The sequence below is a fragment of the Limnohabitans sp. Rim8 genome (assembly GCF_943326455.1).
Lineage (GTDB): Bacteria > Pseudomonadota > Gammaproteobacteria > Burkholderiales > Burkholderiaceae_C > Limnohabitans_A.
This window is the reverse complement of sequence record NZ_CALPTI020000012.1, coordinates 68,771-93,073: the sequence shown is the minus strand read 5'-3', so window position 1 is coordinate 93,073 and position 24,303 is coordinate 68,771. Positions and strand designations below refer to the sequence as shown.

The following is a 24,303-nucleotide window of genomic DNA, read 5'->3' as shown; positions in this document are numbered from 1 at the left end:
CGCCCGAGGCGATCACGGGAATCTGGAGGGCTTGGGCCAGCTTGACGGTGGCGTCGATGTTGATGCCGCTCAGCATGCCGTCGCGGCCGATGTCGGTGTAGATGATGGACTCAACGCCCCAGTCTTCGAACTTCTTGGCCAGGTCCACCACTTCGTGGCCGGTGAGCTTGCTCCAGCCGTCGGTGGCCACTTTGCCGTCTTTGGCGTCCAGGCCGACGATGATGTGGCCGCCAAAGGCGGTGCAGGCGTCTTTCAAAAAGCCGGGGTTCTTGACGGCGGCGGTGCCGATGATGACGTAGCGCAGGCCGCTGTCGATGTATTTTTCAATCGTGTCCAGATCGCGGATGCCGCCGCCCAGCTGCACCGGGATGTCGTCGCCCACGGCCTTGAGGATGGACTTGATGGCGCTGAAATTTTGCGGCTTGCCTGCGAAGGCGCCGTTCAGATCCACCAGGTGCAAGCGGCGTGCGCCTTTTTCGAGCCAGGTGCGGGCCATGGCTGCGGGGTCTTCCCCAAAGGTCGTGGCTTGGTCCATATCGCCTTGCTTGAGGCGAACGCAGTGGCCGTCTTTGAGGTCAATGGCGGGGATCAGAATCATGGCGAGTTAAATGCAGGTGAAGGAAGCAAAACGGCAGTGAAAACTTCTCAAGGCTGCCAGTGGAGGAAATTGCGGAACAAGGCCAAACCTTGGGCCGCGCTTTTTTCGGGGTGAAACTGGGTGGCAAAAATGTTGTCACGGGCAATCGCGCAAGCAAAGCGACCGCCGTAATCGGTCTGGGCCGCGCTGTGCGCCGGGTTGGTCACCCGGGCATAGAAGCTGTGCACAAAATAATACCAGCTGCCGTCCTGCACGCCCTGCCAAAGGGCATGCGCTGGGGCGTCTTGCCAGACCTGGTTCCAGCCCATTTGCGGCACTTTGTAGCGGGTGCCATCGGGCTGGATGCGCCCGGCCAGATCGAATTTGACCACGCGGCCAGGGATCAAACCCAGGCCGGGTGTATCGCCTTCGTCGCTGTGGTCCAGCAGCATTTGCATGCCCACGCACACGCCAAACAAGGGTTTGCTGGCTGCGGCTTCGAGCACGGCGTGCAGCAGGCCGGACTCGCGCAACTCGCGCATGCAGTCGGGCATGGCGCCTTGCCCTGGCAAGACGACGCGGTGGGCGTTGCGCACCACTTGCGGGTCAGAGGTCACCGTCACTTCGGCATGGTCGACGCTGGAGGCGGCGTGCATGACCGCCTGCGCCACACTGCGCAGGTTGCCCATGCCGTAGTCCACCACTGCAACGCGATTGACGGTCATTTCAGAGCGAACCCTTGGTCGATGGAATCACCCCTGCGGAACGCGGGTCCAGCTCAAGCGCCGCTCGCACAGCGCGGGCAAAGGCCTTGAAGATGGTTTCGCACTGGTGATGCGCGTTCACGCCCTTGATGTTGTCGATGTGCAGCGTGCACAGCGCGTGGTTCACAAAGCCCTGGAAGAACTCGTACACCAACTGGGTGTCGAGCGAGCCCAGCGAACCGGAGGTGAAGTTCACGTCCATGTGCAAACCGGGGCGGCCCGAAAAGTCCACCACCACGCGGCTCAAGGCTTCATCCAGCGGCACATAAGCGTGGCCATAACGGCGAATGCCTTTTTTGTCGCCGATGGCTTGCGCAAACGCTTGGCCCAAGGTGATGCCGATGTCTTCCACGGTGTGGTGGCCGTCAATGTGCAGGTCGCCTTCGCAAGCGATGTCCAGGTCGATCAAACCATGGCGGGCGATCTGGTCCAGCATGTGGTCCAGAAAACCGATGCCCGATGCCAGCTTGGCTTGGCCCGTGCCGTCCAGGTTGATGGCGACGCGGATGTTCGTCTCGGCGGTCTTGCGGGTGACGGCAGCGGTGCGGTTCATAAAGAAGCTTTCAAAGCAGCGAGGAGTTGGTCGTTTTCTGCGGCAGTGCCCACCGTCAGACGCAAGCAGTTGGCCAGCAATGGGTGCATTTTAGAAATGTTCTTGATCAACACCCCGTGGGCCTTCAAACCGTCAAAGGTTTTGGCCGCATCGGGCACACGGGCCAAGATCATGTTGGCTTCGCTCGGGAAAGGCTGCACGCCAGGCAAGACGGTCAATTCTTTCAGCAAACGGGCGCGTTGCGCGCGCAGGTCTTGGGCCTGGACGGCAAACACCTCGGCGTGCTCCAGCGCAAACAAGGCGCACTCGGTGTTGAGCACGCTGATGTTGTAAGGCGGGCGCACCTTGTCGACCTCGGCCAACAAAGCCTTGGGGCCGATCATGTAGCCCAGACGCACACCAGCCAGTCCAAACTTGGACAGCGTGCGCATCAAGAGCACATGCGAGTGGCGCGTGATGCGGCCTGCGTAGCTGCGGCTGGCGAAGGGCTGGTAGGCCTCGTCCATGACCACCAGGCCGCCTTGAGCGCCTTGGGCGAGGACGATCTTTTCGATCGTGTCGTCGTTCCACAGGTTGCCCGTGGGGTTGTTGGGGTAAGCCAGGTAGACGATGGACGGCTTGTGCTGATCAATCGCGGCCAGCATGGCGGCTTCGTCGAGTTCAAAGTTGGCGGTGAGCGGCACGCCATGGAAGGCCAAGCCCTGCAACTGGGCGCTCATGGCGTACATCACAAAGCCGGGCAGCGGGGACAAGATGCTGGCCCCAGGCACATCGCAGGCCATGGCCAGCAAAGAGATCAACTCGTCCGAGCCGTTGCCCAACATGATGTCGAAGCCTTCGGGCATGCCCGCATAACTGGCCAGCGCATGGCGAAGCTCGTTCACACGCTCACCGGGGTATCGGTTGAGCGCCAGCGCGCCCAGTCGCTCACCCAAAACCTTTTGCAAATCAGCGGGCAATCTGTGCGGGTTCTCCATCGCATCGAGCTTGACCATGCCCGCAGAATCCTGGATGGCGTAGGCGTGCATGGACTGCACGTCCTGGCGGATGCGTTGCATGAGTTGGGGGCTGACGTTGCTCATTTCGTTTCTCGCATCGGGGGCACAGGGTTCAAACGGAGTTCGGCAGCGCGGGCGTGGGCTTGCAATCCTTCGCCATAGGCCAACTCAGCGGCGATCCGGCCCAGAGGCTGCGCACCGGCTTCGCTCACCTCGATCAGGCTGCTGCGTTTTTGGAAGTCGTACACACCCAGCGGCGACGAAAAGCGCGCTGTGCCGCTGGTGGGCAACACGTGGTTGGGGCCAGCGCAGTAGTCGCCCAGCGACTCGCTGGTGAAAGCGCCCAAGAAAATCGCACCTGCGTGGCGCAGCAACGGTTCCCAGCGGTGCGGGTCACGGCTCGACACCTCCAAGTGCTCTGGCGCGATGCGGTTGCTGATGGCGCAGGCCTCTTCCATGGTGCGCGTGAGGATCAGCGCACCCCGGTCGTTCAGGCTCTTGGCGATGATCTCGCGCCGCGGCATCTCAGGTAGGAGGCGGTCAATGGCGGCTTGTACCTCGGCGATGTAAGCCGCATCGGGGCACAGCAAAATGCTTTGCGCCAACTCGTCGTGCTCGGCCTGGCTGAAGAGGTCCATCGCCACCCAGTCGGCGGGCGTGGTGCCATCGGCCAAGACCAAAATTTCAGAAGGGCCCGCAATCATGTCGATGCCCACGGTGCCGAATACGCGCTTTTTGGCGCTGGCCACATAGGCGTTGCCGGGGCCAGTGATCTTGTCCACTTTGGGGATGGTGGCGGTACCGTAAGCCAGCGCGGCCACGGCTTGCGCACCGCCCACGGTGAAGGCGCGGCTCACGCCCGCCACACAGGCAGCGGCCAGCACCAATGGATTGCGCACACCTTGCGAAGGCACGACCACGCCATCCCTGCGGGCTGGCGTGGGCACCACCATGATGATCTCTTGCACACCCGCCACATGGGCGGGGATGGCGTTCATCAACACCGACGAGGGGTAAGCGGCTTTGCCACCGGGCACGTAAATGCCCACGCGGTCGAGCGGCGTGACTTTTTGGCCCAGCAGCGTGCCGTCTTCGTCGCGGTAAGACCAGCTTTCGCCCGACGCTTTCTTTTGCGCTTCGTGGTACTGGCGCACTCGGGCGGCAGCGGCTTGCAGGGCTTCGCGCTGCACGGCGGGCAGGCTGTCCAGCGCGGCCTGCAGTTCAGCCTGGGTGATTTCCAAATCCTTCACGTCAGCGGCTTGCAAGCCATCAAAACGCTGGGTGTAGTCGAGCACCGCCGCATCGCCACGCTGCTGCACATCGGCCAGGATGTCGGCCACGCGCTGCTCGATGGCGGCGTCGGTGTCGGCAGACCAATGCAGGCGCGCCGCGAAGGCCGCTTCAAAACCGGCATCTGCCGTGTTCAGTTGCAAAGGTTTGGCGTGCAGTGCCATGTTCAGTCTTTCTTCACAGCGCCCGCAAAGGCGTCGATGATGGCGCGGATCGGCGCTTGCTTGAGTTTGAGCGCGGCCTGGTTCACCACCAAGCGCGAGCTGATGTCCATGATGCGTTCGACTTCGACCAAATGGTTGGCCTTGAGCGTGTTGCCTGTGGACACCAGATCCACGATCGCATCGGCCAGACCCGTGAGCGGGGCCAGCTCCATGCTGCCATAGAGCTTGATCAGGTCGACGTGCACACCTTTGGTGGCAAAAAAGTCACGCGCAATGGTCGTGTATTTGGTGGCCACCCTCAGGCGTGCGCCGGTGCGCACGAGCGCTGCGTAGTCGTCATCTGCACGCACCGCCACGCTCATGCGGCATTTGGCAATGTTCAGGTCCAGCGGCTGGTACAGGCCTTGACCGCCGTGTTCGATCAGGGTATCGAGGCCCGTGACGCCCAAGTCGGCACCGCCATATTCCACATAGGTGGGCACATCGCTGGCACGCACCAGCACCACGCGCACGTTGGCTTGGTTGGTGGGCAAGATCAGCTTGCGTGATTTTTCGGGGTCTTCCAGCACCTCGATGCCCGCGGCATTGAGCAGCGGCAGGGTTTCGTCAAAGATGCGTCCTTTAGACAGGGCCAGCGTGATCATTTCACTCTTTCAATGTCGGCCCCCAGGCCGCGCAGTTTCAGTTCCATGCGGTCGTAGCCGCGGTCCAGGTGGTAGATGCGGTCGACAATGGTCTCGCCTTCGGCCACCAAACCGGCGATCACCAAGCTGGCCGATGCGCGCAGGTCGGTCGCCATCACGGTAGCACCAGACAACTTTTCCACGCCCTCGATCACAGACACCTTGCCGTCGATCTGGATGTGCGCACCCAAGCGCACCAGTTCGTTGACATGCATGAATCGGTTTTCAAAAATCGTTTCGGTCACTTTACTCGCGCCTTGCGAGATGCAGTTGAGCGCCATGAACTGCGCTTGCATGTCGGTCGGAAAGCCCGGGTATTCGGTGGTGCGAAAGCTCTGTGCCTTCAGGCGGCCCTCGGATTTGACACGGATGAAGCCCTCACCGTCTTCGATGGTAGCTCCGGCCTCTCGCAGCTTGTCAATGACAGCATCCAGGTGGTCAGCACGGCCGTGGCGCAGCACCACGTCCCCGCCCGTTGCCGCCACAGCACACAAGAAGGTACCCGCCTCGATGCGGTCGGCCACCACCTGGTGCTGAGCGCCATGCAGGCGTTCCACACCCTGAATGCGAATGCGGCGTGTACCGTGGCCTTCGATCTTGGCGCCCATTTGGATGAGCATTTCGGCCAAGTCTGGAATCTCCGGCTCCTGGGCGGCGTTTTCGAGCACCGTCTCGCCTTCGGCCAAGGCCGCAGCCATCATGAAGTTTTCGGTGCCTGTGACAGTGACCATGTCGGTGGTGATGTGAGCACCCTTCAGGCGCGTGCGACCCTCGGGCAAGCTGGCCAGCATGTAGCCGTGCTCCACCGTGATGATGGCCCCCATGGCCTGCAAGCCTTTGATGTGCTGGTCCACCGGGCGCGAGCCAATGGCGCAGCCGCCGGGCAGAGACACTTTGGCGTGGCCAAAGCGGGCCAGCAAGGGCCCCAGCGCCAGTACCGAGGCGCGCATGGTTTTCACCAACTCATAGGGGGCTTCAGGGTTGTTCAGACCACCGGCATTCAGGGTGACGCGGCCGTTGTCGTGGTGCTCGGCCGTCACACCCATGTTGCGGATCAGCTTGAGCATGGTCGAGACGTCTTGCAGACGCGGCACATTGCTCAAAGTGATGGGCTCGGCCGTCAACAGCGCGGCGCACAGTTCGGGCAGGGCCGCGTTTTTGGCACCCGCCACTTCGAGTGTGCCTTGCAGGCGCTTGCCGCCGCGAATTTTCAGTTTGTCCATGGGTCAGAGGGGTCTTGCGTTGTCGCCAAAGGCGTTCAATGGTTTTGCGCAGCCCATTCGGCAGGCGTGAAGGTTTTCATCGACAAGGCGTGCACCTCGTCGGTGTGCATTTTTTGGCCCAGCGTGGCGTAGACACGCTGGTGCCTGGCGATAGGCCGCATGCCTGTGAAAGCTTCGGACACCACCACGGCGCTCCAGTGGCGGCCATCGCCATCCACAGTCAGGTGAGTGCAGTCGAGTCCTGCGGCGATGATGTCTTGAAGTTGCTGTGCGTTCATGAGGAGTTCAGCTCCGGATTTTGTAGCCGATGCGCAAAAGGTGAAGGGTCAAGCCGCTGATGATCGCCAAGGCGGTGCCCACCACCGCCAGGCTGATCCACGGGGAAACATCGCTTTGGCCAAAAAAGCCGTAGCGAAAGCCGTCGATCATGTAGAAAAACGGGTTCAGGTGGCTGAGCTTTTGCCAAAACGGCGGCAGAGAATGAATGGAATAAAACACACCCGACAAAAACGTCATGGGCATGATGATGAAGTTCTGGAAAGCGGCCATCTGGTCAAACTTTTCGGCCCACAAACCGGCGATCACGCCCAGTGCCCCCATCATGGCCGCACCCATGATGGCAAAGGCCAAAATCCACAGCGGGTGGACAAAGCGAATGTCGACCATCCAGCCGGTGATCACAAACACGCCCAAACCCACGGCCAGGCCGCGCACCACCGACGAGCCCACATAGGCCACAAACCAGCTGCGGTGCGACAGGGGCGTGAGCAACAAAAACACAATATTGCCCATGATCTTGCTTTGCACCAAGCTGGACGAGCTGTTGGCAAAAGCGTTTTGCAGCACCCCCATCATGATGAGGCCCGGCAGCAAAAACGAGGTGTAAGCCACGTTGTCATAGACCTTGACATGGTCTTCGAGCACGTGGCCAAAAATCAGCATGTAAAGCACGGACGTCAGCACCGGCGCTCCCACGGTTTGGAAAGCGACTTTCCAAAAGCGCAAGACCTCTTTGTACAGCAGCGTTTGCCAACCCGTCATGCCAAAGCCCCCGAGGCCAATTGTTTGCGGTTCATGACTTCGATAAACACGTCTTCCAGGTCAGCTTGGCGGATCTCGACGTCTTCCACCACCAAGCCCGCGGTGCGCAGGGTGGCCAAGTGGTTTTCGATCTCAACCGCGTTGTGCACGGGCAGCTGCACGATACGGCCAGTGACACGGGCGATGGCCGCCACATCAGCTGGCAAGTCACCATCGAGCTTGAAACGCAGCACTTGGCTGGTGGCAGAGCGCAGCAAATCAGACGTGCGCTCCAAAGCCAGCAACTGACCACGCTTGAGCATGGCGATTCGCCCACAAAGCGCCTCAGCTTCTTCCAAGTAATGGGTGGTGAGCAAGACGGTGTGTCCTTGCTTGTTGAGTTTGGCGATGAAGGCCCACAAGGTCTGGCGCAGCTCGACATCGACACCAGCGGTGGGCTCGTCCAGCACAATGACGCGTGGTTTGTGCACCAAAGCCTGCGCCACCAGCACGCGGCGCTTCATGCCGCCCGAGAGTTGGCGCATGTTAGAGCCCGCTTTGTCGGTCAGGCCCAAGCTGTCCAGCAGTTCGTCGATCCAGGCCTCGTTGTGCTTGACGCCGAAATAGCCTGACTGGATGCGCAAGGATTCACGCACCGTGAAAAAGGGGTCAAACACCAGCTCTTGCGGCACCACGCCCAGCAAGCGACGGGCAGCGGCGTAATCGGTTTGCACATCATGGCCATGCACCAACACGCGCCCGGTGGTGGGGCGGCTCAGACCGGCCAAGGTGCTGATCAGGGTGGTTTTGCCCGCGCCGTTGGGGCCAAGCAGGCCAAAGAATTCGCCCTCTTCCACGTCAAAGCTGACCTGGTCTAGGGCTTTGAACGCGGCTCCACCCGCCTGTTTGGCCGGATAGATTTTGGAGACGGTTTGAAAGGAGAGCGCTGGCATGTGAGGGGTCTATTTTAAGTGCTGGCATGCACACCCCGGGGTGGATCAAGGGGATCCAGACCAAATGGCCTGAAAAGCCAAATTTCAGGTCGGTTGCAGCAAATCAAGAACCCCATACAAACGGGCCAATTCAAGCAGACGCGGCGACATCTCCTCAACCCGTAAATCACTGCCCTTTTGGGTCAGCTCCCGACGCAAGCCCAAGAGCACCGCCAAGGCCGACGAATCGAAATCGACCAAATCGGCGGCATTGAGCACGACTTGAGGCGGCAAAACCTTGGGCAATTGCGCCACCCACTGCGCGAGGCAGGCGTTGGCCTGATCGTGCAACAGGGCCGTGGGCAACTTCAGAGGCGTCATCACAAAGGGGCTCAAGCTGGCTTGGCGTTGGTCTTGTTGCGAGCCGCCAAGCTGGCGATCAAAGCATCAATTCCACCCGCGTTGATCTCTTTGGTGAACTGATTTCGGTAATTTTCAACCAACCAAACGCCCAACACGTTGAGGTCAAAAATCATCCAACCTGCGCCTTGGCCGGCTGTTTTTTCAAGGCGGTAGTCCAGTTGAACAGGGTCGCCCTTGCCACGCACCTCGGTGTTGACGACCAAATTCTTGTCGTCTTGCCCTCTGCGCAGGGGCTTGACCACCACCACTTGGTCAGTGATTTGACTGAGTGCGCCCGAATAAGTGCGAACCAGCAAAGTTTTGAACTCGTCTTGCAGGCGTTTTTGCTGTTCAGGCGTGGCAGTGCGCCAAGCAGGGCCTGTGGCCAAAGCGGTCATGCGCCGGAAATTCACGTGCGGCATCAGTTGGTTGTCCACCAACTGCATGACTTTTTGGATGTCACCCGAGCGCAAAGCCTTATCGGCCTTGATCGCGTTGAGCGTCTCATTGGTGATGCGTTGAACAAACGCTTCGGGTGCTTCCTCGGCTGCAGACGCGCCCACCATCCCCAAAGACATGGCCAAGGCACAGATGCTGACCAGCCAGTGGCGGCGACTCAAAAAAGAAAAAGAAGAAATTTTGACCATGACTTAACTGTAAGACCAGATGCGAAAAGCGATGTGAGAAACTGTAACGGGCTTATTGAGACGCTGTTGGCGTTTCGTTGTAGTCGAAGCTTGAAGGTGGGTTGCCATCGTAGATGTCATTGCGCCTTTTTTGCAGATAAGCATCGCGCACGAACGAGTACGGGTCCAGAGATGAAGCCTTGATGGCATCCACCGTCTTGAGCAAACCTGCCCTCATGTCCACCAAGCGGGTGACCAACAAAGCATTGCGGGTGGCCTCATCTGCCAAATTGTTGGTCACATTACCCTGCATGTCTACCGGGAACGCCAATGCATCACGCAACGTAGAAGGCCCAAACAACGGCAGCATCACATAGGGACCCGGCTGAACACCCCAGTAGCCCAATGTCTGTCCAAAATCTTCACGGCGCTTTTCGATGCCCATCTCGCTGGCCACATCCAAAATGCCACCCAATCCCATAAAGGTATTGATGTTGATCCGCATGAAGGTCTCTACCGTGGCTTGACCTTTGAGTTGCATGGCGCTGTTGGCCATGGACCAAACATCGCCCAAGTTGCCCATGAAGTTGCTCACCCCGGTGCGCACCATGCTGGGCAAGACCCTCACATACAGCTGCGCAGCAGGCTTGAGCGCAGCCGTGTCTAACGCATCATTGAATTGGTAAATGCTGCGGTTCATGGGCTCCCAAGGGTCACGCGCATCGGCGCTTTTCACAGTGGCACACCCCTGCAAGACCAACACAACGCAGCCGGCCAACAGCATCCAAAATCGTTTTTTGAGCAAATTCATGGCTTTTGGCCCTCAGAAGATTTTTCCGCTTGGTTGAACAAAAACTGGCTGATCAAATTTTCCAGAATCACGGCCGATTGGGTTGAACCAATGCGGTCACCTGCAGCCAGGTTTTTCTCATCGGCTCCCGGCGATACGTCGAGGTATTGCTCGCCCAACAAGCCGCTGGTTAAAATTTTCAACGAGCTGTCTTGCGGAAAAGCGTGCTCGGTTTGCAAAGTCAAGGTCACTTTGGCTTGAAAAGATTCACCATCGAATTCGATGGTTTTGACACGCCCCACCACCACACCGGCACTCTTGACGGCAGCGCCGGGCTTGAGCCCACCAATGTTGTCGAACTTGGCCGTGACCTCATAGCCCTTGTTGAAGCTCCAAGTCAACAAGTTGGCTGCCTTCAACGCCAAAAACAGCACGGCCACAGCGCCGAGCAACACAAACAAACCGACCCACACATCATTTTTTGAACGTTGCATGCCGTCCTCCTCAAATACTGAACATCATCGCAGTCAGGATGAAATCCAGACCCAACACCGACAAAGAAGAAACCACCACGCTGCGCGTGGTGGCGCTGGCCACACCCTCAGGGGTAGGCTTGGCCACATAACCCTGCAGCAAGGCAATAAAAGTCACGGCCACCCCGAACACCACGCTCTTGATGATGCCGTTGCCCACGTCCTTGAACACATCCACGCCACCTTGCATCTGGCTCCAGAATGAACCGGCATCTACGCCGATGAGCAACACACCCACCACGTAGCCGCCCAAAATGCCCACCGCACTGAACACGGCCGCGAGCAATGGCAAGGCGATGATGCCGCCCCAAAAACGCGGCGCCAAAATGCGCTGCACCGGGTCCACGGCCATCATCTCCAGCGCCGTGAGTTGCTCACCAGCGCGCATCAAGCCGATTTCGGCCGTGAGCGATGCACCCGCGCGGCCTGCAAACAACAAAGCGGCCACCACCGGACCCAACTCGCGCACCAGGCTGAGCGCCACCAACAAGCCCAGCGCTTCGGCGGAGCCATAACGCTGCAAGGTGTAGTAGCCCTGCAGGCCCAACACAAAGCCGACAAACAAGCCAGAGACCGTGATGATCGCCAGCGAATAGTTGCCCAAAAAGTGCACCTGGTCGCGCACCAAACCAAAGCGCTTGAGGGCCACGCCCGACATGCCCAACAGCTTGAAAAACAAGCGGGCAGCAAAGCCCCAATCGGCCAACATCTGTCGGGTGTGAGCGCCCAAGGCGCCGAGCAATGAGACGATCATGCTGACCTCCCATAATCTTGCGCCGCATGGGGAGCCGGGTAATGGAAAGGCACCGGACCATCACTCAGTGCGTGAACAAACTGGTGAATCAGAGGGTCGGTGCTGGCCCGCAGTTCAGCGGGTGTACCCTGTGCGGCCACACCACCATTGGCCAAAATCACCACATGGTCGGCAATCTCAAAGGTTTCCGTCACATCGTGCGACACCACCACACTGGTGATGCCCAGGCTGTCGTTCAAACGGCGAATCAATCGGGCCGCAGTGCCCAAAGAAATCGGGTCAAGTCCGGCAAAGGGCTCGTCGTACATGATCAAGTCGGGGTCGAGCGCAATGGCGCGGGCCAGGGCCACGCGGCGGCTCATGCCGCCGGAGATCTCTGAGGGCTTCAAGTCACGCGCACCACGCAAGCCCACCGCGTCCAGCTTCATGAGCACGATGTCACGGATCAGGTCTTCCGACAACGCCGTGTGCTCGCGCAATGGGAAGGCCACGTTGTCGAACACGCTCATGTCGGTGAACAAGGCCCCAAACTGGAACAACATACCCATGCGGCGGCGGGCAGCGTACAGCTCGGCCTGGTGCATGGGGGTGATGTCATCACCGTCAAACAGCAACTGGCCCGAGCTGGCGCGAATTTGCCCACCAATGAGGCGCAGCACCGTGGTTTTGCCGCCGCCCGAAACACCCATCAGGGCCGTGACTTGTCCGCGCGGCACATTGAAGCTCAAGTTCTTCAAGATGACACGGTCGCCGTACCCAAAGCTCAGGTCGCGCAGTTCAACAAGAGGATGTGTCGTGGACGAAGTCTGCATTAAAGAACAAGAGCCGGACTGTCCGGCTCTTGAGATGGTAAAAACTCCCAGTAAGCGGTGTGCGTACCAGAAAAATAAGTTATTTTACTTAGAACAAATAACCCTCAACGCGGCAGATCACTGGCGCCCATGAGGAACTCGTCCACCGAACGCGCAGCCTGACGGCCTTCACGGATCGCCCACACCACCAAGGACTGGCCTCGGCGCATGTCGCCAGCGGCAAACACTTTGGGCACATTGGTGGCATAGCCACCTGTGAAGTCGGTGCTGGCCTTGGCATTGCCACGGGCATCTTTGTCGATACCAAAAGCGTCGAGCACAGTGGCAACCGGGTTGGTGAATCCCATGGCCAGCAGCACCATGTCGGCTTTGTGATGCTTTTCACTGCCGGCCACTTCAACCATCTTGCCGTCTTTGAACTCGACTTGAACGGTGGTCAGTCCGGTGACTTTGCCCTTTTCACCGATGAAAGCTTTGGTGGAAATGGCGAATTCGCGCTGCAGCAGACCTTTTTCAGCGCTTTCGTCGTGGCTGGAGCTGGTGCGCAGTTTCATGGGCCAATAAGGCCAGACCAATGCTTTGTTTTCTTTTTCGGGAGGCTCGGGCATGACCTCGAACTGGGTGACGCTCACAGCGCCGTGGCGAGTGCTGGTGCCCACGCAGTCGCTGCCGGTGTCGCCGCCGCCGATCACGATGACGTTTTTGCCGTCTGCGCGGAGTTGGCCTTTGAGCTTGTCGCCCGCATTCACCTTGTTTTGCTGGGGCAAGAACTCCATGGCGAAGTGGATGCCTTCGAGATCACGGCCGGGTACAGGCAAGTCACGCGACTGCTCTGAACCACCGGTCAACAACACCGCATCGAAGTCTTTCTTGAGTTGCTCAGCGCTGATGGTTTCTTGGGCCCAATTGGTGATTTTGGAATCCTTGGGCCACTCACCGACCAACACGCTGGTGCGGATCTTCACACCTTCGGCTTCAAGCTGCTGCACACGGCGGTCGATGTGGGTCTTTTCCATCTTGAAGTCGGGGATGCCGTAACGCAGCAAACCACCCACACGGTCGTTTTTCTCAAACAAGGTCACGTCGTGGCCTGCACGGGCCAGCTGCTGAGCGGCGGCCAAACCTGCAGGGCCAGCGCCAATGATGGCCACGGTCTTACCGGTCTTGACTTTGGCAGGACGGGGCGTGACCCAGCCTTCGGCCCAAGCGCGGTCGATGATGGCGTGCTCAATCGACTTGATGCCAACAGCATCGTCGTTGAAGTTGACCACGCAAGCCGCTTCGCAGGGGGCGGGGCAGATGCGCCCAGTGAACTCAGGGAAGTTGTTGGTGCTGTGCAGCACCTCGATCGCGTTCTTCCAGTCACCTTCAAACACCAGGTTGTTGAAATCAGGAATGATGTTGTTGACCGGGCAGCCGTTGTTGCAAAACGGTGTGCCGCAGTCCATGCAACGTGCCGCCTGGGTTTTGGATTGTTCTTCGGTCAAGCCGATCACGAACTCGCCGTAGTTCTTCAAGCGTTCGGAAACCGGCTTGTAGCCTTCTTCGATGCGCTCAAATTCCATGAAACCTGTGATTTTTCCCATGATGATTCCTTAAGCTTTTTGACGTTCAGCGCTCGTCGGGGTCAGGCAGCGACTGGTTGAGCTGCTTTTGCAGCTTTGCGTGCATTGATCTCGCCCAGGGCACGCTTGTATTCGTTCGGGAACACCTTCACGAACTTGGCGCGGGCGGTGGCCCAGTTGTCCAGCAACTCGCGGGCACGCTGGCTGCCGGTCCACTTGTGGTGGTCTTCCAGCAGTTTTTTGAGTTGTGCTTCGTCGGCTTGGTCGCGGTGCCAGACCTTGCGGTCCACTTGCGCTTCTTGTTCAGCAGCTGACAACACTTTTTCCATGCTGACCATGGCGGTGTTGCAACGCGACGCGAACTCGCCGTCTTCGTCGTACACATAGGCGATACCGCCACTCATGCCGGCGCCGAAGTTGCGGCCGGTTTTGCCCAAAACAGCGACAGTGCCGCCGGTCATGTACTCGCAACCATGGTCGCCCGTGCCTTCGACCACCGCTGTAGCGCCCGACAGACGCACCGCAAAGCGCTCACCGGCCACACCGGCGAAGAAAGCCTCACCCGTGGTCGCGCCATACATGACGGTGTTGCCCACGATGATGTTTTGTGACGCCACGCCACGGAACTCCAGGCTCGGGCGCACCACCACGCGACCACCGGACAAGCCTTTGCCCGTGTAGTCGTTGGCTTCGCCGATCAGGTACAGCGTGATGCCCTTGGCCAAGAAGGCACCAAAGGACTGACCGCCTGTACCTTCGAGCTGGATGCGCAAAGTGTCGTCAGGCAAGCCTTCGGGGTGCACCTTGGTCACCGCACCGGACAACATGGCGCCGACCGAGCGGTTCACGTTGCGCGCGACTTCCATAAACTGCACTTTTTCGCCTTTGTCAATGGCGGCGCGGCTCTTGGCGATCAGCACGTTGTCCAAGGCTTTTTCCAGGCCATGGTCTTGCGTGTCCACATGGCGCACGGCCACGGTTGACTCGACCTGCGGCACGGCCAGCAGACGACCGAAGTCCAAGCCCTTGGCTTTCCAGTGCGCCACGCCACTCTTCATGTCGAGCAGGTCGGCACGGCCCACCAAATCGTCGAACTTGGCAATGCCCAACTGGGCCATGATCTGACGCACTTCTTCGGCGATGAAGAAAAAGTAATTGACAACATGCTCGGGCTTGCCGGTGAACTTCTTGCGCAGTGCGGGGTCTTGCGTGGCCACGCCCACAGGGCAAGTGTTCAGATGGCATTTGCGCATCATGATGCAGCCTTCGACCACCAGCGGTGCAGTGGCAAAGCCGAACTCGTCTGCACCCAACAAAGCGCCGATGGCGACGTCACGGCCGGTCTTCATCTGGCCATCGGCCTGCACGCGGATGCGACCGCGCAAACCGTTGAGCACCAGCGTCTGCTGGGTTTCGGCCAGACCGATTTCCCAAGGCGAGCCTGCGTGCTTGACCGATGACCAAGGTGATGCACCCGTGCCGCCGTCGTGACCGGCGATCACGACGTGGTCGGCCTTGCACTTGGCCACACCGGCTGCGATGGTGCCCACGCCGATTTCGGACACCAGCTTGACGCTGATGTCACTGTGCGGGGCCACGTTCTTCAGGTCGTGTATCAGCTGGGCCAAGTCCTCGATCGAGTAAATGTCGTGGTGCGGTGGTGGCGAGATCAGTCCGACACCGGGCACCGAGTGGCGCAGCTTGCCGATGTAGTCGGACACTTTGCCGCCGGGCAACTGGCCGCCTTCACCGGGCTTGGCACCTTGGGCCATCTTGATCTGGATCTGGTCAGCGCTCGACAGGTATTCAGCCGTGACGCCGAAGCGGCCCGAAGCGACTTGCTTGATGCGCGAGCGCAGGCTGTCGCCTGCGGCCAAAGGCATATCGACTTCAACGTTTTCTTCACCGATCACGCTCTTCAAAGAATCGCCCAATTTGATCGGGATGCCTTTGAGTTCGTTGCGGTAACGGTTGGCGTCTTCACCGCCTTCACCCGTGTTGCTCTTGCCGCCAATTCGGTTCATGGCCACGGCCAGGGTGGCGTGCGCTTCGGTGGAAATCGAACCCAGCGACATCGCGCCGGTAGCGAAACGCTTGACGATCTCGGCTGCTGGCTCAACCTGCTCCAGCGGGATGGCTTTGGACGGGTCGATTTTGAATTCGAACAGACCGCGCAGCGTCATGTGGCGCTTGCTCTGGTCGTTGATGATCTGCGCGTATTCTTTGTAGGTGCTGAAGTTGTTGGCACGGGTAGAGTGCTGCAACTTGGCAATCGCGTCGGGTGTCCACATGTGCTCTTCGCCACGGGCGCGCCAAGCGTATTCGCCGCCAGCGTCCAACATGGTGGCCAGCAAAGGGTCATCGCTGAAGGCAGCGGTGTGCATGCGGAAGGCTTCTTCGGCGATTTCGAACACACCAATGCCGCCCACGCGACTGGAGGTGCCAGTGAAGTACTTGTTGATGGTTTCGGTGTTGATGCCGATGGCTTCGAACAACTGCGCACCGCAATACGACATGTAGGTCGACACACCCATCTTGGACATGATCTTGGACAAGCCCTTGCCGATCGCCTTGATGTAGTTGTAGATGGCTTTCTCGGCCGACAAATCACCCGGCAGTTCTTTATGCAGTGCGGCCAGAGTTTCCATGGCCAGGTAGGGATGCACGGCTTCAGCGCCGTAACCTGCGAGCACGGCAAAGTGGTGTACTTCGCGGGCGGTGCCGGTCTCAACCACCAAGCCTGCGGTAGTGCGCAGGCCTGCGGTCACCAGGTGCTGGTGAATGGCCGACAGGGCCAGCAGTGCGGGCACAGCCACTTGGGTGGCGCTCACGCCACGGTCGCTGATGATCAGGATGTTGTGACCGCCCTTGATGGCGTCAACGGCTTCGGCGCACAACGAGGCCAACTTGGCTTCCACACCTTCGCGACCCCACAACAAGGGGTAAGTGATGTCCAGTGTGGCGCTCTTGAACTTGCCCTTGGTGGCTTGGTCAATGTTGCGCAACTTGGCCATGTCTGCAAAATCCAGGATGGGCTGGCTGACTTCCAGGCGCATCGGCGGGTTGACCTGGTTGATGTCCAGCAGATTGGGCTTAGGCCCAATGAAGGACACCAGTGACATCACGATCGCTTCCCGGATCGGGTCAATGGGCGGGTTGGTCACCTGCGCGAACAACTGCTTGAAGTAGTTGTAAAGCGGCTTGTTTTTATCTGACAGCACAGCCAGTGGGCTGTCGTTGCCCATGGAGCCGATGGCTTCTTCACCCGCCGAGGCCATGGGCGCCAGCAGAAACTTGATGTCTTCTTGCGTGGTACCAAAGGCTTGTTGTAAATCGAGCAATGGCACATCAGAGGCCGGCGCCAATGCGGCTTCGGCCACATCGTCGAGCTTGATGCGCAGGTTTTCGATCCACTGCTTGTAGGGCTTGGCGCTGGCCAAACCAGCCTTCAACTCTTCGTCGTTGATCATGCGGCCTTGTTCCAAGTCGATCAGGAACATCTTGCCAGGCTGCAAACGCCACTTCCGCACGATCTTGCTTTCGGGAATCGGCAAGACGCCCGTCTCTGAGCCCATGATGACCATGTCGTCGTCGGTGATGATGTAACGCGAAGGGCGCAGACCGTTACGGTCCAAGGTCGCACCAATCTGGCGGCCATCGGTGAAAACGATGGAGGCGGGGCCATCCCATGGCTCCAACATCGCCGCATGGTATTCATAGAAGGCCTTGCGGCGCTCGTCCATGGTGGTGTGCTGTTCCCACGGCTCGGGGATCATCATCATCACGGCCTGGCTGATGGGGTAACCCGCCATCGTCAGCAATTCCAGACAGTTGTCAAAAGTCGCGGTGTCGGACTGACCGGCAAAGCTGATGGGGTAGAGCTTTTGCAGGTCATTGGCCAATACGGGCGAGGACATCACGCCTTCGCGGGCCTTCATCCAGTTGTAATTGCCCTTGACGGTGTTGATCTCGCCGTTGTGCGCCACATAGCGGTAAGGGTGGGCCAATGGCCACTCGGGGAAGGTGTTGGTCGAGAAACGCTGGTGCACCAGACCCAAGGCCGAGACGCAGCGCTCGTCTTGCAAGTCCAAGTAATACGTGCCCACTTGGTCGGCCAGCAGCAAGCCCTTGTAAACCGCTGTGCGGCTGGACATGCTGGGGATGTAGTACTCGTTGCTGTGCGTGAGCTGAAGGGCCTGAATGGCGGCGCTGGCGGTCTTGCGGATCACATACAGCTTACGCTCTAGAGCATCTTGCACAATCACGTCGGCACCACGGCCAATGAAAATCTGGCGCATGACCGGTTCTTTTTCGCGCACAGTGGGCGACATGGGCATGTCACGGTTGACGGGCACATCGCGCCAGCCCAGCACCACCTGGCCTTCGGCCTTGACGGCGCGTTCCAGCTCTTGCTCGCAAGCCATGCGCGAAGCATGCTCTTTGGGCAAGAACACCATGCCCACGCCGTATTCACCAAACGGTGGCAGCGCCACGCCCTGCTTGGCCATCTCATCGCGGTACAGCGCATCGGGCAACTGAATCAGGATACCGGCACCATCACCCATGAGCGCGTCAGCACCCACCGCACCCCGGTGGTCGAGGTTTTCAAGAATCTTGAGCGCCTGCGTCACGATGGCGTGGGTTTTGTGACCTTTGATGTGGGCCACAAAGCCGACACCGCAAGCATCGTGCTCATTGGCCGGGTCATACAAACCGGTCGATTGGAAATGTTCTTTTGCACTGGCCGAAGTCATGGACGTTCCTAAGGGTTTTTACGCAGAGCGCAGAGTGTAGTGCACAGCAGCATCCATGCCAATCTTTTTAATTGGGGTCAGATCCCAATTAATTTGACTTTCGACATGACCACCAATTAATTGGGGACAGATTCAATCCAAACGCTTTTTGAATGGCCGCCCCGCCTTGCCAGGCACCAAACGGCGCAATGTGGCCTGCTGCAAGCCCTCCACAAAATCGGCAGATCCCAAGGCCCAGCCCGACAAAGCGCTTTGGGTCAGCTGATCTTTTTCACGTTGCACCAAACCCGTTTGCACCAGTTCGGCATAAGCCGCCTCGCGTGCAAAAGGCGTGTTGCCCAAGCCCCAAAACAGGGCATGCGGCTTCAACCATGGGTCATTCACCTGCCCAATACAGTGCCTATGACTGGACCACTTGAAATCAACAGGCTGCGCCACCATCCCCGCCCGCACTGGGTTCAGGTCGATGTAAACCATACAAGCCAAGAGATAACGTTCCGTCTCAATCAAATTGCTGCGGTAGCGCCCCTCCCACAGCGTCCCGGTGCGCCGATGCCGCAAATTGAAGTAACGCACATAGGCACGGCCCACCGCCTGCATCATCTGCGGCAGGCCCTCATTGGTTTCGGGCGTGAGCAGCAGATGAAAGTGGTTGTCCATGATGACGTAAGCATGGATGGCCACTTTGAAATTTTGCGCATGCTCTTGCCAAAGCGCCAGCAACCGCTCGCGGTCGGCGTCATCGCGCACGATGGGCTGACGGTCATTGCCGCGCTGGATAACGTGGTGCGGGTAAGCGGCAACGGTGAGTCGGGGTTGACGGGCCATGGGCGGCTCCTAGCTGAACAGAGGGAACCAGTTTAATTGGGATCTGACCCCAATTAATTCAGCGGATAGCGTGTGTCCATCAGTTCAGCCACCCCAAACTCGGTCAGCAAAGCTTGCAGGCGTTCGCCAGCCGTGCGCTTTTTCTGGCCGGTGTATTTGGCCAGGATCAGCTCGTTTTTCATGCTGTGTTCCCAGCCCACCAGTTCGGTCACGGTCACCTGGTAGCCCTGGGATTCCAAGTACAGACAGCGCAGCACGTTGGTGAGTTGGCTGCCCACTTCGCGGGTGTGCAGCGGGTGACGCCAGAGTTCGGCCAAGGGGGTGCGCTGCAGGTTGATCGCCTTGTTCTGGTTGAGCGCCCGGGCCAATTCGGCCTGGCAGCAGGGCACCAGCACCATGAACTTGGCATTCTTTTGCAAGCCAAAGGCGATGGCGTCGTCGGTGGCGGTGTCGCAGGCGTGCAGCGCAGTGACCACATCGATTTGCGCGGGCAAGGCATCGCTTTGCGCAGATTCGGCCACGCTCAGATTAAGGAATTGCATGCGTTCAAAGCCCAGCCGCTGGGCCAAGGCTTGAGACGATGCCACCAGTTCACTGCGGGTCTCGATACCGTAAATCGTGCCTTGACCCAGGGGCTTGAAAAACAGATCGTAAATGATGAAGCCCAAATACGACTTGCCAGCACCGTGGTCAGCCAGCGTCGCGCCTTCGGGCCTGACAGGCAATTCAAGCAGCAGCTTCTCGATGAACTGGAACAGGTGGTAGACCTGCTTGAGCTTGCGCCGTGAGTCCTGGTTGAGCTTGCCCTCGCGGGTCAGGATGTGCAGTTGTTTGAGCAACTCGACCGACTGTCCGGGGCGCACTTCGGGTGGTAACACGGATTCGGCGTTGTCGAAGGCAGATCGCTTTTTCATGGGCTAGGACCCACATCCAGCTTTTTCCAACCTGCAGCCCCCAGCTTTTCCAGCGTCTCGATGTTGGTCTCGTAAATCATCTCGGCTTCAGGAAAAGCCTCTACCGCCCGGTCGATGCTCTCCTCGCGCAGCAGGTGCAGCGTGGGATAAGGCGAGCGGTTGGTGAAATTGCCGATGTCGTCCGGCTCGGTGTCAGCGAACTGGAACTGCGGGTGAAAACTCGCCACTTGGAACACGCCTTCCATGTCGAGCTCTTCCAGCACGGCATCGGCCTCGTCCAGAAAGTCATTGAACTCCAGAAAATCTTGCAGCATCTGCGGCACGATCAAGAGCACGGTCTCGCGCTCTTCGGCGGGCATGGAGGCCAGCGCCTGCAGCTGCTCGATCAGCTCGTCGCGCAGACCCTCCAGGCCTTTGGCCTCGCTCAACACGCAATGGATCTGGCCTTTGACGTGCGGGGCTTTGGCAAAGGGGCAAAGGTTCAGGCCAATCACGGCGCGTTCGAGCCAGCGCACGGTGTCGGCAATTTCGGGGGTGCTCATATCGGTCATGGTCGAGATTGTGCCTGCGAGAGCAAGCGCCCAGCCTGCCAAGCCAGCGCGGCCCCCATCGCACAACATCCCACCGTGACCAGGGGCGTGAGTTGCCAACCGCCGGCCCGCGAAGCCACAGCGGCCATCACTGGCGGCCCAACGAATTGACCGAGCGCAGACAACTGCTGCACCCAGCCCACCGTAGTGGCCACTTGGTGCTCGCCCGGGGCCAGGCGCACCGCCAAACTGAAGAGCGTGCCCGGCACCAGGCCGCCCATGCCCGAGAACAACAACACCCCGGTAAAACGCAACCAAGGCAGGTTTTCGGTGAAGGGTGCGAAGGCCACGGTGCTGCCCAGCGCCATGGCGCCAAAGCCCAGCCACAGGGTGGCGCGAGGTGCCCAGCCGCGCTGCAGCAATCGGCCAGACGCCATGTTGCCCAAGATGTTTGCAGCTGCCGCCAGTGCAGTCAGCACGCCCAGCAGCGCACCGCTCAAGCCAGCCGCAGCATAAATAGACGGCAAGAAGCCCACCACCGACAACCATTGCCCCGAATACATGCCAAAGGTGAGGGCGACCAACCAAGGGCCGGGGGAAATCAAGGTTTGGCGCAGACGCTGCCACGCACCATTGAGTCTTTGGCTTTGCACCAAGATTGGGTCTGCCAAGTGAAGGGCTGATAACGAATCAGGTGACTCAACAGCCCGCACCAATGGCGGATCGGCAGGCACGCAGCGAACCAGCCACGCCGCCATCGCCAGCGATACGGCAGAAAACAGACCCCACCAAGCCCCCCAGCCCCAAACCGGGATGAACAGCGGCCCGACCAGCAAAGCCAGCGCAGTGCCGGTGGGCATGTAAGTGCCCCACAAACCCAGCATGCCCGGCAGTTGCGCAGGCGGCACCAACCGTCGAATCAGGGCTGGTGCAGGCAAAGCCACCAGCAAAAAGCCCAGGCCTTCGATGGCCCGCAGCGCCAACAAAGTGGACACAGAAGTGGCCAATGCGCCCAAGCCACTGGCCAGCGCCAGCAGGCACAAGCCGCGCACCATGCTGCGTCTGAGCCCCATGCCGTCGGCCCACAGGCCCATGAACACGGCCAAACTCATGCCCGCCAATTGAACGATGGACAACAGGAAACCCGACTGCACCAGTGTCAGGCCCAACTCGGCCTGCAGCACAGGCAAAGCGGGTGGCAACTTGCCCACTTGCAGAGCAGCCACGCCGCCAGCCAGCACCACAAGCCAAGCGGGCCGGCTGGCGGACTCACGGCTCACAGCAGCTTGCGCCCCGTCAGGCGTTCGTGTTCGCGCAGAGCAAAGCGGTCGGTCATGCCGGCAATGTAATCGGCCACGGTGCGATGGCCATCGGTGGCAGCGGCGAAATCCGGGGGCATTTCGGCAGGTTTGGCCACATAAGCCGTGAACAACTCTCTCACCACCTGCTGCGCTTGACCGGTGGTTTGCATGACCTGCGGATGGCGGTACAACTGCGCGTAAAGAAATTTCTTGAGCTCGCCACTGCGCGTCTTCATCTCGGCACTGAATGCCACCAAAGGACCTGCCATTCGGGCTTCGGCCAGCGTACCCACACCCGCCTTGGCAACGGCCTGGCGAGTGGTCTCGATCACGTCATACACCTGGTCGCTGAGCATGCGGCGGATGGATTCATACAACAAGCGGCGCGGCTTATCTGCCAAGCGCGGATGCTCAGCCATCGCTTGCTGGTGGTAGTGCGCAAACAGTTCGACTTGCAGCAGTTGCTCGATGCTGATCAGCCCCGAGCGCACACCGTCGTCGATGTCGTGCGCGTTGTAGGCAATCGCGTCGGCCAGGTTGCACAGCTGCGCCTCTAAGCTGGGTTGGGTGCGGTCGATAAAACGCCGCCCAACCCCTCCCGGCTCAGTCAGCTCCAGATGCTCAGCATTGGCACGCGAGCAATGTTTGAGCACGCCCTCGCGAGTTTCAAAACTCAAATTCAGGCCATCGAATGCTGGGTAGCGCTCTTCCAGTTTGTCTACCACGCGCAGGCTTTGCAGGTTGTGCTCAAAGCCGCCGTGTGCAGCCATGCATTCGTTCAGTGTGTCTTGCCCGGCATGACCGAAAGGCGTATGACCCAGATCGTGCGCCAGTGCCACGGCTTCGACCAAATCTTCGTTCAGGCCCAAGGTCCGGGCAATAGAACGGCCCAACTGAGCGACCTCCAATGAGTGGGTGAGCCGCGTGCGAAAAAGATCGCCTTCATGGTTCAGAAAAACCTGCGTCTTGTAGACCAATCGCCGAAAGGCGGTGGAGTGCACGATGCGGTCGCGATCGCGTTGAAAAGTATTGCGTGTGGGTGCTGCGGGTTCGGCAATTCTGCGGCCCCGGCTATGGGCCGGATCGCAAGCCAAGGTCGACAAGGGGGACTGCCCCTCGCTTGTTAGCTCCCACAAAGCCAATGACCCGGTGTGCATCGGCATCAGGCGCAACAGGCGTTGATCACCTCGCGAACCATGGCGTCGGGCGCACCGCACACCTTGGCCTTTCCAGGCCCGTCGATGACCACAAACTGAATGTCGCCACCGATGGCTTTTTTGTCCAGGCGCATGTGCTCGATGTAATGGCCCGCGTTGTCGGCGGCGTCAATGACCGGACCGCGCACCGGCAAGCCTGCGCGCTCAATCAAGGCCCGCAAACGCGCCACAAAGGCGGCATCAACGTGCCCCAACCGTTGCGAGAGCTCTGCCGCCATGACCATGCCGCAGCCCACGGCTTCGCCATGCAGCCAGACGCCAAAGCCCAGACCGGCTTCAATGGCGTGGCCGAAGGTGTGACCAAAATTCAGGATGGCACGCAGGCCGGCTTCGCGCTCGTCTTGGCCCACGACCCAGGCTTTGATTTCACAGCTGCGTTTGACGGCATGGGCCAGTGCAGCTGGATCTTGCGCCATCAAAGCGTCGATGTTCGCCTCGATCCAATCCAAAAACGCCATGTCAGCGATCGGGCCGTATTTGATGACTTCGGCCAGGCCCGCGCTCAGCTCGCGCGGGGGCAACGTGGCCAAGGTGCTCAAGTCACAGACCACGCGCACCGGCTGGTAAAACGCACCGATCATGTTTTTTCCCAATGGGTGGTTGATGGCGGTTTTGCCGCCCACTGACGAATCGACCTGCGACAAAAGTGTGGTCGGTACCTGCACAAAGGGCACGCCGCGCATGTAACTGGCTGCAGCAAATCCGGTCATGTCACCGATCACGCCACCGCCTAAAGCAAACAACACCGTTTTTCGGTCGCAGCCTTGGCCCAGCAAACCGTCAAAAATCAGGTTCAGGGTTTGCCAGTCTTTGTGCGCTTCACCATCGGGCAGCACCACGGTGTGCACCTGCTTGTAATGCGGCGAAATGGCATGGCGCAAAGCGGCTTCGTACAAAGGGGCAATCGTGTCATTGGTCACGATCATGGCCGTTGTGGCCTTGGGCAAACCCGCCCAAGTTTCGGGACGGCTCAGCAGACCTTGGCCAATCTGGATGTCGTAACTGCGGTCGGCCAGAGAGATGCCCACTGTTTGCAAGGGAGCGGTTTGGAGTGAAGAATTGGACTCAGACAT

The 24,303-nt window shown here is 59.6% G+C and carries 24 protein-coding genes; all 24 read right to left on the bottom strand.

From position 1 onward, the window contains the following. Positions 1–598 (bottom strand): 1-(5-phosphoribosyl)-5-[(5-phosphoribosylamino)methylideneamino] imidazole-4-carboxamide isomerase (locus Q1M54_RS10080; protein ID WP_300556840.1); only part of this gene is annotated, 598 nt, incomplete at its 3' end. Between the two features lie 47 nt (positions 599–645). Continuing rightward, complete coding sequence (gene hisH, locus Q1M54_RS10075; RefSeq protein ID WP_300556838.1) at positions 646–1,302, bottom strand: imidazole glycerol phosphate synthase subunit HisH; 657 nt, start codon at positions 1,300–1,302, stop codon at positions 646–648. Position 1,303: 1 nt separating this feature from the next. After that, the gene (gene hisB, locus Q1M54_RS10070) at positions 1,304–1,894 is read right to left on the bottom strand and encodes an imidazoleglycerol-phosphate dehydratase HisB (RefSeq protein WP_300556836.1); all 591 of its coding nucleotides are present in this window, start codon (positions 1,892–1,894) and stop codon (positions 1,304–1,306) included. After that, the gene (gene hisC, locus Q1M54_RS10065; RefSeq protein ID WP_300556834.1) at positions 1,891–2,976 is read right to left on the bottom strand and encodes a histidinol-phosphate transaminase; all 1,086 of its coding nucleotides are present in this window, start codon (positions 2,974–2,976) and stop codon (positions 1,891–1,893) included. The genes hisB and hisC overlap by 4 nt, the downstream gene beginning before the upstream one ends. After that, positions 2,973–4,346 carry a histidinol dehydrogenase gene (hisD, locus tag Q1M54_RS10060; RefSeq protein WP_300556833.1) on the bottom strand — a complete coding sequence of 458 codons (1,374 nt, stop codon included), beginning with the start codon at positions 4,344–4,346 and terminating at the stop codon, positions 2,973–2,975. The genes hisC and hisD overlap by 4 nt, the downstream gene beginning before the upstream one ends. A 2-nt stretch (positions 4,347–4,348) precedes the next feature. Further along, positions 4,349–4,990, bottom strand: a complete 642-nt coding sequence (gene hisG, locus Q1M54_RS10055) for an ATP phosphoribosyltransferase (protein WP_300556831.1) — start codon at positions 4,988–4,990, stop codon at positions 4,349–4,351. Next, positions 4,987–6,252, bottom strand: coding sequence for a UDP-N-acetylglucosamine 1-carboxyvinyltransferase (murA, locus tag Q1M54_RS10050; protein ID WP_300556829.1), 1,266 nt, complete (start codon positions 6,250–6,252; stop codon positions 4,987–4,989). Before murA ends, hisG begins: the two co-directional genes overlap by 4 nt. A 35-nt stretch (positions 6,253–6,287) precedes the next feature. Beyond that, the gene (locus Q1M54_RS10045) at positions 6,288–6,530 is read right to left on the bottom strand and encodes a BolA/IbaG family iron-sulfur metabolism protein (RefSeq protein WP_300556827.1); all 243 of its coding nucleotides are present in this window, start codon (positions 6,528–6,530) and stop codon (positions 6,288–6,290) included. 7 nt (positions 6,531–6,537) lie between these two features. Next, a complete protein-coding gene (locus Q1M54_RS10040; RefSeq protein WP_300556825.1) occupies positions 6,538–7,293 on the bottom strand; it encodes an ABC transporter permease in 756 nt (251 codons plus the stop codon). After that, positions 7,290–8,225, bottom strand: a complete 936-nt coding sequence (locus tag Q1M54_RS10035; protein WP_300556823.1) for an ABC transporter ATP-binding protein — start codon at positions 8,223–8,225, stop codon at positions 7,290–7,292. The genes Q1M54_RS10040 and Q1M54_RS10035 overlap by 4 nt, the downstream gene beginning before the upstream one ends. Positions 8,226–8,309: 84 nt before the next feature. Then, on the bottom strand, positions 8,310–8,585 hold the full coding sequence (locus Q1M54_RS10030; RefSeq protein WP_300556821.1) for an STAS domain-containing protein: 276 nt from the start codon (positions 8,583–8,585) through the stop codon (positions 8,310–8,312). An 11-nt stretch (positions 8,586–8,596) separates the two neighbouring features. Then, positions 8,597–9,253 (bottom strand): phospholipid-binding protein MlaC, encoded by a 657-nt coding sequence (locus Q1M54_RS10025; RefSeq protein WP_300556819.1) that lies wholly within the window; start codon positions 9,251–9,253, stop codon positions 8,597–8,599. Positions 9,254–9,305: 52 nt separating this feature from the next. After that, positions 9,306–10,043 carry a VacJ family lipoprotein gene (locus Q1M54_RS10020; protein WP_300556817.1) on the bottom strand — a complete coding sequence of 246 codons (738 nt, stop codon included), beginning with the start codon at positions 10,041–10,043 and terminating at the stop codon, positions 9,306–9,308. After that, the gene (gene mlaD / locus Q1M54_RS10015; RefSeq protein ID WP_300556815.1) at positions 10,040–10,516 is read right to left on the bottom strand and encodes an outer membrane lipid asymmetry maintenance protein MlaD; all 477 of its coding nucleotides are present in this window, start codon (positions 10,514–10,516) and stop codon (positions 10,040–10,042) included. Before mlaD ends, Q1M54_RS10020 begins: the two co-directional genes overlap by 4 nt. Positions 10,517–10,526: 10 nt before the next feature. After that, positions 10,527–11,309 (bottom strand): lipid asymmetry maintenance ABC transporter permease subunit MlaE, encoded by a 783-nt coding sequence (gene mlaE / locus Q1M54_RS10010; RefSeq protein WP_300556813.1) that lies wholly within the window; start codon positions 11,307–11,309, stop codon positions 10,527–10,529. Further along, a complete protein-coding gene (locus Q1M54_RS10005) occupies positions 11,306–12,121 on the bottom strand; it encodes an ABC transporter ATP-binding protein (protein ID WP_300556811.1) in 816 nt (271 codons plus the stop codon). Before Q1M54_RS10005 ends, mlaE begins: the two co-directional genes overlap by 4 nt. 104 nt (positions 12,122–12,225) lie before the next feature. Beyond that, on the bottom strand, positions 12,226–13,707 hold the full coding sequence (locus tag Q1M54_RS10000; RefSeq protein ID WP_300556809.1) for a glutamate synthase subunit beta: 1,482 nt from the start codon (positions 13,705–13,707) through the stop codon (positions 12,226–12,228). Between the two features lie 41 nt (positions 13,708–13,748). Beyond that, positions 13,749–18,440, bottom strand: coding sequence for a glutamate synthase-related protein (locus Q1M54_RS09995; protein ID WP_300556807.1), 4,692 nt, complete (start codon positions 18,438–18,440; stop codon positions 13,749–13,751). Positions 18,441–18,572: 132 nt separating this feature from the next. Next, a complete protein-coding gene (locus Q1M54_RS09990) occupies positions 18,573–19,268 on the bottom strand; it encodes a transposase (protein ID WP_300556805.1) in 696 nt (231 codons plus the stop codon). A gap of 53 nt (positions 19,269–19,321) precedes the next feature. Next, positions 19,322–20,182 (bottom strand): SAM-dependent methyltransferase, encoded by an 861-nt coding sequence (locus Q1M54_RS09985; RefSeq protein WP_300556803.1) that lies wholly within the window; start codon positions 20,180–20,182, stop codon positions 19,322–19,324. Next, positions 20,179–20,733 carry a DUF1415 domain-containing protein gene (locus Q1M54_RS09980; protein WP_300556801.1) on the bottom strand — a complete coding sequence of 185 codons (555 nt, stop codon included), beginning with the start codon at positions 20,731–20,733 and terminating at the stop codon, positions 20,179–20,181. Before Q1M54_RS09980 ends, Q1M54_RS09985 begins: the two co-directional genes overlap by 4 nt. Then, positions 20,730–21,992 (bottom strand): MFS transporter, encoded by a 1,263-nt coding sequence (locus tag Q1M54_RS09975; RefSeq protein ID WP_300556799.1) that lies wholly within the window; start codon positions 21,990–21,992, stop codon positions 20,730–20,732. The genes Q1M54_RS09980 and Q1M54_RS09975 overlap by 4 nt, the downstream gene beginning before the upstream one ends. Further along, positions 21,989–23,176 carry a deoxyguanosinetriphosphate triphosphohydrolase gene (locus Q1M54_RS09970; protein WP_300556797.1) on the bottom strand — a complete coding sequence of 396 codons (1,188 nt, stop codon included), beginning with the start codon at positions 23,174–23,176 and terminating at the stop codon, positions 21,989–21,991. The genes Q1M54_RS09975 and Q1M54_RS09970 overlap by 4 nt, the downstream gene beginning before the upstream one ends. Continuing rightward, positions 23,176–24,303 carry a 3-dehydroquinate synthase gene (aroB, locus tag Q1M54_RS09965; RefSeq protein ID WP_300556795.1) on the bottom strand — a complete coding sequence of 376 codons (1,128 nt, stop codon included), beginning with the start codon at positions 24,301–24,303 and terminating at the stop codon, positions 23,176–23,178. Before aroB ends, Q1M54_RS09970 begins: the two co-directional genes overlap by 1 nt.